Origin of the sequence: Myxococcus llanfairpwllgwyngyllgogerychwyrndrobwllllantysiliogogogochensis (assembly GCF_006636215.1) — a bacterium.
Lineage (GTDB): Bacteria > Myxococcota > Myxococcia > Myxococcales > Myxococcaceae > Myxococcus > Myxococcus llanfairpwllgwyngyllgogerychwyrndrobwllllantysiliogogogochensis.
In genome coordinates, this window is the sequence record NZ_VIFM01000324.1 from 1 (window position 1) to 11,859 (window position 11,859).

Genomic DNA, 11,859 nt, shown 5'->3' on the forward strand with positions numbered 1-11,859 from the left:
GTGTATAAGAGACAGCCCCCAACCCTGTCCATCCCACCGGGCCAGATCCGCCGAGTCGCCGCCAATCCAGACATCTTCCCGACTGGAGCCAGACAACAGCAAGGGGCTACCAGAGACCCCCGTCTCCCTGAGGTACCATGACTGGCCATTCCAGCGCAGGGCGTGATTCCCGCTCGCAACCCAGACATCAGAAGGGCCCGCGCCCCAGACAGCCTGGAGGGACTCTCCGGAAGGTATGGGATTGTCCCAGCACCACTGGGCCGGCGTGCACGCGCCCATGACGGTGGGGAGCGGTCCGCCATCCAGGGGATTTCCACCATCCGCGCCAGCGTCCGAGGTGACTCCTCCGTCAGGGCCCGAATCAGGTGTCGCACCATCGGGGTTTCCACCATCCGGCCCCGCGTCCTCCCCGTCCGAGCAGTTCACCAGTGGTGCGGTGGCGAGCGCCACGACCAGCCAATTCATGACCAGACGCCCTAAAACCGAGGACTGACGTGAGCGTTGGCCAATGGACGCTGCAAGCATGGGGTCTCCGGATGAAAGGCAACCTTCATGGACTACGCATCCAGGTGCTATTGCCACTGAAAGGACTGACAAATCATTATGCCATAAATTCTAGCAAGTCTATTCTTTCAGCTCTGTCGAAGAGTTGTATGGATTATGGATGCGGGGGGGGACTCGAGCGGCACGGGAATTTGCCTGTGCCGCGAGTCAGCAGCACCGCCTCCACCCTGAATCCAGGAAGACGCGCCGGTCACGTGCCCGTGGCCTGCCCGGCCGGGCTGTGTCTGTCGTCGTGCCGTCAAACCGGAGGAATCAATGCACAAGGCAGGAATGAAGGTCGCACGGATGCTGCCGTTGGCAGGAGTGATGCTGCTGACCACGGGGTGGAGCAACACCCTGACTCCCCCGAAGGAGGACCGCGCCAACGCTCAGCAACTGGTGGAGCGCTATGATGAGGCCGTCAAGGATTCCGGCGTGTATCGCGTCGACCTGGACCTGGCGAATGATGGGGACTGGAACTTCCTCGTAGGACGGCTGACGTCGGCCGGGAAGAGTGAGCGCAACGCGCCGGAGCTGTTCCGTCGGCTTGGCTTCATGCGCGAGCGTGCGCTGACGCGGCAGGCGGCCGGGCCGCAGCCGGCGAACCTGGAGGAGGGCGCGTGGTGCAACCACTTCCTCAAGTACAGCCAGGACCCCATCTCGGCCAATGGCTATACCACCTTCTTCCCCGTGGTGGAGGTGGCGTGCAAGGACGGCGCGGACTACGTGTACGCCGACCTCTTCAACTACGACACGAACGTGGCGGAGACCAACTCCGTGCTGCTCTCCTCCGCCTCCGGCGAGGAGTACGGTGACGGCAGGGCCTTCGACGACGTCCGGGCTCCGGCCACCGTGGCCACCGGCAAGGGGCGCGTGCTGCGCATGGAGTCGCTGCTGATGGCGCTGGGTGCGACCATCGACCAGACGTCCTACCTCGTCGAGCGCGGAGCCGCGGTGAATCTGCCGCCGAGCATGTCCTTCACACACCCTCGCAAGGTGATCCCCAACACCGCGAACGCGGAAATCTATGCCTGCCAGCTTCGCGGTGGGAATGACTGCGACTACGCGGTGGCAGGCTATCAGAACGGCTCCTTGCTGCCTTATCCCCCCGCGCCCGCGGGCGTCGCGGCCAGCTATTCCGGTTCGCCGGGCATCCTGAACCCCGCGGACTACTGGCTGTTCAACGCGCCCTACAACTACCAGAACCTGTATGTGCCCATCCGTGGCGTGCTGAACGCCGGTGCGGAGAACAACTTCCAGTGCGTGCTGTCCAAGGTCGACCGGGCACGTATCCAGCTCATCACCCAGGATACCGCTCGTAGCTGCGTCTACGCGAACCAGGCGGAGTTCATCGCGTCGCTGCCGCTCGGCGCGAACCAGACGCCACTCAACGTGCTGACGAACATGAACTGGCTGTTCAACACCACGGGCAATGGGCCCAGTGCCGCCAGCTGTGGAACGGACCAGATCGTCAACGAGTTTACCCGCTTCTCCATCACCATCACCGGCAAGGTGCGCTGCAACGGCGTGGAGCTGCCGATATTCGTCGTCTACCCGAGGGGTGGCTCGGGCGTGCCGGGCAACATCTTCTTCCGCAACAGCTGCATGGCCTCTGGCACGCAAGTGAAGCTGGCCGATGGCCGCGTGGTGCCGGTGGAAGAGGTGAAGATGGGTGACAAGGTCCTCGCCAACGAGCAGGGCACTGCACTGACCGTCACGGACATCTCCCGCGGCAACGAGGTCAAGCCGATGCTGCGCCTGCGCGACAGCGCGGGCCACGACGCGACGCTCACGGAGATGCACCCGGTCATCATGTCCACGGGCGAGGTCGTCGCCGCCAGGGACCTGCGGGTGAAGGACCAGGTCCGCACCGAGAAGGGCACGGCCACGCTGACCTCCATCACCCAGGTGTCCCCGGAAGGCCAGCGCGTCTACAACCTGGCGCTGGGCACGGACACGGAACTGCTGGCGGTGAAGAAGAACGGCCGCACTCTCTACGCGGGCGGCTTCCTCGTTGGCGACCTGCGCATGCAGGACGCGCTCACGCTGCCCAAGCGCGAGCAGGTCTCCATCCTCCAGCGGCTGCCCAAGGCGTGGCACCAGGACTTCCGCAACGGCATCAAGCCGACGGTGGCCCGCTGATGGCCGCGAGCCCCGGAACACCCTGAGGTGACCCGCGCCACGGTGTCCGCCGTGGCGCACGGGGCTCGAGGTGAACGAGGGGTCGCCGGGGAATCGGCGGCCCCTCGATTCAGCGACGCTCCTTCAGTCCGCTTCTCTCCGCGTAGACGCGACTCCAGGAGATGGGGGGCAAAATCCTGGCGAGTCTTCAGTGAGTCGAGTCGCGCGCCGCCAGAGACCATCCATGCGAGCGTGAAGCCGCCGAGGGCGTGGGCTTCGAGACCCAGGCTTGGAGATCGCTCAGCGGCTCCAGCAGACATTGATGGCGGGACTCCCACAATAGCTGTTCGCGACATTCCGGCACTGTTCGTAGGGGACCCCTTCGCCCATACACATCCAAGGGAACCCCGGAGTGCAGATGAAGCAACAGCGGCGTCCACCCGCCTCCCATCCCTCACACAGTGCGGCCTCCACCGTCCCCACGTCCGAGTCCGGGGGAACCATCATCACCTCCTGCTCCCCCACGCCGCCACACGCCGCCAACAACCCACCAGCGACGACACCGACAATCCAAGCCAGTCGCTTCACAGGGGTGTCCTTTCGGAATGTGCCAGAACAGGACCGGCACCGGCCCATGAAAGCCCGTCCCTCCGGGTTTGACCATCCCTGGCAGCGACGCACGGGCAAGGCCATCTCGAGCGCCGGGAGGCAGTCCGCGAGGAGGCTCGAGTTCCCCTCAGTCGACACGCGCGTAGAGGGAAGCGGCGCGCCTCAACCGTTCCATGGCTTCGGCATCGAGCTTTCGCTGGCAGCTCAGGTGAAGGCCCCGGTCACTGAACCGCACCGCCGCGCGAAGGATTGTCACGAGCGATTCGACGTGCCGCTCACTCACCAGCGTCGCCTGGACAGGCACTTCCGCGCCGAGGTCCACCGAGAGTTTCCAGGCTCCAGCCAGGGCGGCATCGAAGCGTTGCAGCCTGGGAGCCAGGGAAGAATCGGCACAGAGGACCACCGTGCCCGGCTCAGCCCTGGGGAGCTCCAGCCAGGACAGGTGCGGCAGGGCGGCCAGTGCCTCGAACAGCCCAGGCCCGCGTGCGCCCGTCACCTCCAGGCGCCGCACCGGCAACGCGTGGGCGCCCAGCTCACGCGCCAGAGCCTCCGAAACGTTCCTCAACCGCGTCACGCCGCGCAGGTGCGGATGGGCAAGCCACCGGCTCCAATGCACGGCGGGGCCAGTCCAGTCGGCAATGCCGTTCCAGTCGATTTCCTCCACCGTGCCCCAGGCCGGTCCTGGCGCGGGCGCTCCCTCCATGACGTTGGATTCCATCATCCGGACCGCCACCGGAAAGCCTCGTGCGAAGCGTGCATACCCTCGCTCGATGACGGCCCCCAGCGGGGCCTCCCACTTCTCCCTGTTCGCCACCAGCAACTGAGTGATGCGGTCCTCGTCGGGCACCTCGGCGTATTGGAGCACGATGAATTCACCCAACGGGTCGCCCAGTTCGAGCAGTTGGTCGGCCAGCACTCTCCGCGAGGAGTCATCCTCCGGCACGGCATGGATGCGAGCGAGCAGCACATCCCGGGTGGAGGAGATCCGTTGCTCCACGGCCGTGCGCGCGTCGATGGCCTCCCTCAACGCCTCACACCGCGCCTGGGTCTCCTCGTCGAGAATGGGGGGGACCCAGCCAGTCCCCAGACGGATGACGATGTCGAGCTTCTCCGCCACGAAGAACAGCTCGGCGGGGAGTCTCACTCTCAGCGCATGAAGGACGTTCACGTCGTAGGGCGGCCCCACGTGCATGAACAGGCCGCACAGCTCGTCCAGGACCTGGGAGTGCTTGGCCACCGGCATGAGCGCGATGGCGAGCAGCGGTTGAATGAGCCGGGGGTCCGCGGCCCGCTCTCGAAACTTCGGGATCTGCCGCGCGGTCTCTTGCCCATGACCCTGCCGCGCATGCACCAGGAGCGGCATCAGCTCTCTCGGTAGGTCCATCAGATGCCTCGGATCCCGCTTCTGCCACCAAGAGGCGTTGACGTCGAGCGGAGTGAGGCCGACCACGAGGCGGTCCGAGAGCTGCTGCGCGAGCGCGATGATGGGCTCCGCGCGGGCCTCAGCCCAGGCCTCCAACAGCCTCTGGAGCGCCTCCTCCTCCTCGTGCCGCTCGAAGGACTCCGTCGCGCGAGCCAGGAGCTCGTTCAGGATGTGGCTCACTTCGCCAGCATAGCCCTTGCGCAGCGCCCAGTCGTCGAGGCCCAGGACTCGAGCGGGGCTGGCAGGAAGCAACGGGGCGCGGCGAATCAGCCGCAGGAGGGGATCGAGACTGGTGGGCGTGGCCAGGGGCTTGAGCAGCCGGGCCCCGGCTTCTGCTCCCGCTGTGATTGCAACGGAGCACCGCTCGGTGGCCAGCCGGCGTGGCCGGTGCGACTGCGCGGACAGCAGGCGCACCGGCCGCTCCGTGAACGTGCGGCGGGGAGCGCGAGCGTTACGGAAGCGGGGGAAGCGCGATGCGCAGCTTGACCCACTCGTACTCCTTGACGGTCTTTCCAGCCACCTGGACGTTCTTGCTCTTGGAGCCGACCACGGAGAGCTTGAGGGGACTTTCAAACACCGCGTGCACATTGGTGTTCGTGGCGATGAAACGCGCCAGCGTCAACGTCCCCATGACCATGACAGTCGGGCAGTCCGCCCTCAGCTTGCACGTGGGAGCGCGATACACAATCACCGTGCCGCCCTCGATATCGTTCGCGCTGTTGAGGCGCGCCTTCGGTACGACGATGAACAGCCGATTCTTGCCGTCGGGAGTCTCCCAGACCGCGCCCAGCTTGTGGTCGATGGGGCTGTCGGGCTTGTTGGCGTTCACGTCCACGGGCCGGAGGATGACCTCGGTGAAGCGATCGCGCTCGAGGACCGCATTGACCTGGGTGAGCTCCGCCTTCTTCGTCCATCCCAGCCAGTGGAGCTGCGGGAGGTTGTAGTTATCCGACGGGAATCTGCCCATGAACGTGCTCGCGTCGCGGTACTCGATGGGCTTGTTGGTAGAAGGATCTCGCGCGTTGCCGTGCGCGAGGCCGAGGATGTGCCCGGTCTCGTGGACGTAGGTCCGGAACAGGTTGTCATTGAGGTAGATGTTGCCCCCGGTGGCGTGCGAGATGGAGCAGAGCCCGGTGGGCAGCACATACACGGTCATGAACGCGGTCGCGCTGATCTGGGCGACGGCCTGTTCCTTCGCCTTCCCGCAGTTGCTGCTCGTCACCTGCACGGTCTGCGTGCCGATGATATTCCGGTGCACCTGATTGCGAGACGCGACCACGAAGAAGTCGTACATATTGTGGACGTTGGCCATGATGGAGCTCATCGATGGCGTGGTCTTGCCCGCGAGCGCGACGCGAACGACATTGACCCTGTGCGTACTGTTCACGACGCCCAATCTGGGATTGTAGTTCCTGACGCACTCCGACTCCCCGACGGCGCAGGTGTAGTTGTAATCGGATGGTGGCACCTCGGCGTCCGCGATCCGGAACGACTGCACGTTGCCGTCCGCGCTCGCGCCCGACTCGAACGAGGTATCACAGAGGCTCGCGTCGGATTGAACGGTGACCGAGTCCCCGGTGCAGCCCGTGCCGGCATGGAGCGTCACGGCCTTGCCGGACGCCACGTTGACGTAGGAGGCGCCAGCGGCTGGCTCAAGCGTGTAGCAGCCATTGGCTTCGGCCCCCTGAATCACCTGGGAACTGCTGTTGCAGCTTTCACGCAGGCGGACTTCCATCGAGCGAGGGGTGCTGAGGTGCTCGCGCATCGTGGGCCAGTTGGCCGCCGTGCAGTTCCCGGACTGCACCTCCTCCAGGAAGTAGCCATCCTCGAGCGCCGGGTGATTGTAGGTCGCGCACGTCTCCCACAGCTCACTCCAGTGGTCCCAGTCGCAGGTCCCCGCGTTGACATACGTCTCGACACACTCGAGCGACGCCATGAGTTCAGGCGAGGTGATGGCCTGGCGGGTGGACCCGATAGACGCCTCGGTGCCGGTGCCACCGGGCTGTTCGTGGGCGGGCTCCTCCCACTCTCCTGCATTGCATCCTGCGACCAGAACTCCGCACAGCAGGACGCCTGTCATGGACAGCTTCTGCATACTTCTCCCTCTCGCGGCCCATGGCCGCATGGCGCTGCGCATCATTTGCAGTGGAATGGCTGTTACAATTCGACAGATGAACCAGCCTGTCGGCTGTCCCATCGGCGCTGTCTTGCCTGCGGGTTTCGCGGCGGGCGTCACTCGCGCCTTAAATGGTCTTACTCGAAATTCATGTAAAAATCGACGGACAGTGGAAAATTAATTTCGCGCCCTGACGAAAAGGTGCGAGCGGATTGCGGGAAGCGGATGCGAGGTGCGACAGGGCGCGAGGTATTGCGAGCCGCTGCTGCCGAGAGTTCAACATCCGAGGATGCAGTCACAAGAAGATTGCTTGAGCTCAACCCGGAATACCGGGAAGGAGGCGGCACACCCAGGAGCGTGTCAATGCATGTTCGTCGCCTTCCCCTCGCAGCTCACCGCGCCGCACTCGCCCTCCTCTTCGCCACGACTATTGCCTGTGGAGTGAAGACGGAGAACGACCCCGAACTCTCAACGCAAACCGCCGCGGTCACCTCGGGCACCCGGCTCATCGGCGTGCAGTCCGGCCGCTGCCTCGATGTGTCCCAGAACAGCCAGACGTCGGGGCAAGGGCTCAACATCTACGACTGCCACGCACAGGCGAACCAGCGGTTCCTGTTCACGCCCGAGGGCGAGCTGCGCGTGTTCGACGGCGCCTGGTGCGTCCAGCCCGCGACCGCCAGCGCGGGGGGCCGAGCCGTCATCAGCGCCTGCACCGGGGCCGCCAACCAGCGATGGGTCCGCAACACCAACGGCGCGGTGGTCCATACGGCGACCTCGTTGTGCCTCGATGTCTCCGGTCAGGCCACCGCCAACAGCTCCCCGGTGGTGGTCTGGAATTGCAACGGCCAGACGAACCAGCAGTGGTCGCTGCCTGTCGACACCCAGCCTCCCACCGTGCCCACGGGGCTCACCCTGTCCAACGTGACGTGCAACTCGGCCACGCTGACGTGGTCGCCGTCCACGGACAACGAGGGCGTCGCCTTCTATGATGTCTACCACGACGGTCAGCACATGAAGGCAGTCTCCGGCGCCGTGGTGTCCACCGGCCTGACGGTGGTCCCCGGGGCGACGTGGGGCCTGTATGTGAATGCGCGGGATGCGGCCGGCAACGTCTCTCAGGGCAGCGCCACGCTCACCATTACCCCGCCGCAATGCCAGGTGGATACCCAGGCCCCCAGCATTCCGACAGGCGTCACCGCCACCGCCCTGGGTACCAGCGTGACGGTGAGCTGGACTGCGTCCACCGACAACGTGGGCGTGAGCGCGTACGACGTGTTCCGAGGGGGTGTGAAGATTGGAACGGTGTCCGGCTCGCCGCCCGGGACGACCTTCGTCGACAGCGGACTCTCCCCGAACACGACCTACGCCTACGCCGTGCTCGCCCGTGACGCCCAGGCCAATGCGTCCGCGCAGAGTTCGGCCGTGACGGTCACCACCGGCCAGGCCTGCACGAACGACGTCTGCTCCGTCTCCCAGGTCGCCACCGACACGGACATCCCGTGGGGACTGGTGAACCTGCCGGATGGCTCGGTGCTTTACGGCCGCAGGGACGCGCAGAACATCGTTCGCCTGGACCCGGCGACGGGCCAGAAGACGTCGGTGGGAGTCGTCCCCAACGTGCAGAGCACCGACGGCGAGGGCGGGCTGATGGGGTTGGCCCTCTCCCCCTCCTTCGCCACCGACAGCTGGCTGTACGTGATGCACACCTCCCCCACCGACAACCGCATCGTGCGCCTCAAGTATGAGAACGGCGCCCTCAACACCTCCTCGCTCCAGGTGCTGCTCTCGGGTATCGGCCGCAACAAGTTCCACAACGGCGGGCGCCTGCGCTTTGGCCCGGACGGGAAGCTCTACGCGTCGACGGGAGACGCCCAGAACGGCGCCTATGCACAGGACCTCAACAACCTGGCCGGCAAGGTGCTGCGGCTCAATGCCGACGGCACGCGCCCGTCCGACAACCCCTTTGGGAACTACGTGTGGAGCTACGGCCACCGCAACCCACAGGGGCTGGCCTTCGACTCCCAGGGGCGCCTGTGGGAGCAGGAGTTCGGCAACTCGGTGATGGATGAGACGAACCTCATCCAACGGGGTGGGAACTACGGCTGGCCGAACTGCGAAGGGACGGTGTCCCAGGGAGGCTCGGGCTGCGCGACGGCCGGGTACATCGCCCCGAAGCGGACCTACTCCACCGCGGAAGGCTCGTGCTCTGGCATCGCGGTGGTCCGCGACGTCCTCTACGTGGCTTGCGCACGCGGCTCACGCCTCTACCGAGAGGTCATCAGCGGCACCGAGCTGACCAACGTGCAGCAGTTCTTCGTCGGCACCTACGGCCGGCTGCGCACCGTCGAGCCGACGCCCGACGGCAACCTCTGGATGACCACCACCAACCAGGGCGACAAGGACAGCATCCCCGACAACAGCAACGAGAAGATCTTCCGCGTCGTCCTCGGGCAGTAGGGAGCGTTCATTGCCCCCGGGGCCCTTGCGGCGCCGGGGGCAGGCCTCGCCTCGCTCCGAGAGGCGGGCTCTCGCACGCAGGTCCAAGCTGCGCGGGCGGCTTGTATCAACACCCCGAGCGACTCGACGACGAGGCGCCCTTGAATGGGCGCCTGCGTGCCGACTTCGCTTTCGCCTACTTCTTCTTTTTGATGAAGAACCTGTGCTCCGACCACCAGTCGAAGTGGCCGCGGCTCCTCGAGAAGTAGATGCCGCGTCCGGCGTCGAGCACCTTCTCCCAGACGCTGCCGCCGTCCTTCTTCTTGAGCACGCCCGTCGGTTTGCCGAGGAACTTCTTCGCGGTGAAGTCGTTCACCCCCTGAGGCAGCTTGAAGGCGAGCGGGCCGTCATACTTCTCGCCGAGGTGCACTTCGGAAATCACGCCATTGCGGCCGATGTGGACCGTGATGCCACGCTTCTTGTCCTTGAGCGCGCCTCCGGCCTTCAGGGGCCTGGTCGGCAGCTTCAGCTTCTTGAGCTCCGCCGAGAGCTTCGGGTCAGTCACGGGCCTCCCGAGCAGGGCCACCAGCCCTCGTGGAAGGGGGGCCAGCTTCTTCACGCCCTCGCTCTCCACCGGAGCGGGCGCGGCGTCACGCTGGTACGCCTTCACGTTGAACTTCGCGGGCTTCGGCGCCTTGACCTTCTCCTTCGCGAGCCACTCACGCAGCGCCTCGCGCTCATCGCCCTCATCCAGGTCATCCAAGCGCGTCTTGCCCGCGCCGAGCGCCAGCAGGAACGCCTCGAGGCTGGGAGCGACGACCTTGAGCACGTCCGACTCCGAGTCGAACAGCACGACCGGCTGCGGCGTCACGGTCGAGACCAGCGCGAGCAACGAGCCCTCGGGCAGCGACAGGAAGCACCACGCGTCGCTCAACTCGCCAGGAACCTCCGAGGTCATGAGCTCGAACGAGCCGAAGTTTCCATACTTCTGAGTCGCGACCCACCTGGCGAAACGCGCGAGCAACGGAGGAACAGTCAGCCCCTTGGGCGGCTTCAGCCTGGCGAAGTATTTGCTCATGGGGCGCGCACCCTACCCCATCGTTCAAGGGATGCCACGGCGCCCGGAAACGGCTTCCAGGCGCGCATCGACTCCGCCCCAACAGCGCTGACGCAGGGGCGCTCGCGGCTACTTCTGGTGGACGCGGATGAAGTTGAGCTTGTTGTTGGCGGCCCCCGGCGCGCTGCGCACGGTGAGCCGGCCGTCGGACACCGCGACCACGCCGGAGCCGTTGGTGAAGCCGTAACCCGTCGGCACACCGCTCAGCAGCACCGAGTCCTCCACCTGGATGCGGTATGAGCCGTTCTTGGTGCTCGGGTCTCCCGCCAGGAGGTCAATCGCGTAGACGCCGTTCGGCACGGCGATCTCCCAGACCCGGTCGCCCCCCTGCTGCATGCGCGCGTGACGCTGCGCCAGGATGTCGATGTCGTAGCCCGCGTCCACCATGTTGGCCGTGTTGTCCACGGTCCACCCATAGCTGAAGCCGTACGCCCGGCTCCCGTACACCTGGCCGTAGTCGGTGAGCATCGCGTAGATCTCCACGGGCGAGGCCGAGGCCGGCTGGAAGTTGATGTCCACTCCGAACTTCCGCGTCACCTCCACGAAGGCCAGCTTGTTGTTCACCGCGGCGCTGTCATTGCGAATAGTCAGCCGGCCGTCATTCACGTCGACCGTGGTCACCGCCTCCACGAAGCGCTTGTCCGTGGTGGGCGTGCCCTTCAGCACGTGGCCGTAGTATTCGACGCTGAAGATGTAGTCGCTGTCGAAGAAGCTCGGGTCCCCCGCCACCAGTCGGACCTGGTAGTAGCCGTTGGGGACCGCCAGCTCCCACGTGAAGTTGCCGCCGTTCTGCGTGCGGATGACGGTGTCGTAGGCCTGGGACGGCGTGTTCGCGTCATCGCGATCTCGCGTGTTGGCCGTGTTGTCCGCGCTCCACCCGTACGTGTGGCCATTGCCCCGGCTCCCGAACACCTGCCCCGAGTCCGCGACGAAGCCCGCGGGCACCGCCACGTTGGCGGGCTGGAAGTTCACCCGCAGCTCGAAGGGGACGAAGGGAGAGAACGGCACGGTCTGCGCCACGGCCGGAGCGCCGACCAACGCCAGTCCGCCCAGCGCCGCCAGCCGCACCGTCTTCGAGAGCAGTGTCTTCATGATGTGGACCTCGGGGTGTGGGACCGCGCCACGGCGGCCACCGTGAAGGGCCCACCGCTAACATGCCCCTCCCGCATCACCGCAAGCCACACATCCACCACCCACTCCCCACGCACGGCGGCGCGCAATTTTGCCGCGAGAATGGATGCGCGTTGAACACCGCTCGCCAGACTCATCCATGAGTGCCACGCGACACGCGACAACAACCCATGTTGCGCAATCGGGGCGGGCGCGGGGTCTACGGGAGAACCCGGGTCAGTCAGGCCTCGGCCCGTCCTTGGAGAACCCCATGCGCAGCTCTGCTCCGCACACGCCTTCGCGTGCCACGCTGCCCGTTCGACATCCCTCGGCGGCATACCTGCTCGCGGCGGTCTTGATGGTCGGTTGCGAGTCCCCTCCCTC

General features: G+C 65.9%; 6 protein-coding genes and 1 pseudogene. 2 read left to right on the forward strand and 5 right to left on the reverse strand.

The genetic code is table 11. From position 1 onward, the window contains the following. A pseudogene (locus FJV41_RS52755) lies at window positions 1-465 on the reverse strand (hypothetical protein); the annotation flags it as partial. Window positions 466-819: 354 nt separating this feature from the next. On the opposite strand from FJV41_RS52755, the gene FJV41_RS43565 reads away from it, so the two are divergent. After that, complete coding sequence (locus FJV41_RS43565; protein ID WP_246137791.1) at window positions 820-2,685, forward strand: Hint domain-containing protein; 1,866 nt, start codon at window positions 820-822, stop codon at window positions 2,683-2,685. Window positions 2,686-3,400: 715 nt separating this feature from the next. Here the strand turns inward: FJV41_RS43565 and FJV41_RS52760 are convergent. Together FJV41_RS52760 and FJV41_RS43575 are read right to left on the reverse strand one after the other, a co-directional pair. Beyond that, a complete protein-coding gene (locus FJV41_RS52760) occupies window positions 3,401-5,110 on the reverse strand; it encodes a hypothetical protein (protein WP_181791340.1) in 1,710 nt (569 codons plus the stop codon). A gap of 37 nt (window positions 5,111-5,147) precedes the next feature. Next, on the reverse strand, window positions 5,148-6,776 hold the full coding sequence (locus FJV41_RS43575) for a zinc metalloprotease (RefSeq protein WP_246137792.1): 1,629 nt from the start codon (window positions 6,774-6,776) through the stop codon (window positions 5,148-5,150). 399 nt (window positions 6,777-7,175) lie between these two features. Here FJV41_RS43575 and FJV41_RS43580 point away from each other — a divergent pair, with 399 nt between their 5' ends. Continuing rightward, window positions 7,176-9,269 carry a PQQ-dependent sugar dehydrogenase gene (locus FJV41_RS43580; RefSeq protein ID WP_141648543.1) on the forward strand — a complete coding sequence of 698 codons (2,094 nt, stop codon included), beginning with the start codon at window positions 7,176-7,178 and terminating at the stop codon, window positions 9,267-9,269. Window positions 9,270-9,444: 175 nt separating this feature from the next. Here FJV41_RS43580 and FJV41_RS43585 read toward each other — a convergent pair whose 3' ends face one another. Further along, entirely contained in the window at window positions 9,445-10,326 is an 882-nt protein-coding gene (locus FJV41_RS43585) for an SMI1/KNR4 family protein (RefSeq protein ID WP_141648544.1), read from the reverse strand. Window positions 10,327-10,434: 108 nt separating this feature from the next. Continuing rightward, the gene (locus FJV41_RS43590; RefSeq protein WP_141648545.1) at window positions 10,435-11,457 is read right to left on the reverse strand and encodes a hypothetical protein; all 1,023 of its coding nucleotides are present in this window, start codon (window positions 11,455-11,457) and stop codon (window positions 10,435-10,437) included. Window positions 11,458-11,859: the final 402 nt, after the last annotated feature.

Bases quoted from the DNA above. Each gene is read 5' to 3' on its own strand.
- FJV41_RS43565 (WP_246137791.1), top strand. From the start codon at position 820: ATGCACAAGGCAGGAATGAAGGTCGCACGGATGCTGCCGTTGGCAGGA.
- FJV41_RS43575 (WP_246137792.1), bottom strand. From the start codon at position 6,776: ATGACAGGCGTCCTGCTGTGCGGAGTTCTGGTCGCAGGATGCAATGCA.
- FJV41_RS43580 (WP_141648543.1), top strand. From the start codon at position 7,176: ATGCATGTTCGTCGCCTTCCCCTCGCAGCTCACCGCGCCGCACTCGCC.
- FJV41_RS43585 (WP_141648544.1), bottom strand. From the start codon at position 10,326: ATGAGCAAATACTTCGCCAGGCTGAAGCCGCCCAAGGGGCTGACTGTT.
- FJV41_RS43590 (WP_141648545.1), bottom strand. From the start codon at position 11,457: ATGAAGACACTGCTCTCGAAGACGGTGCGGCTGGCGGCGCTGGGCGGA.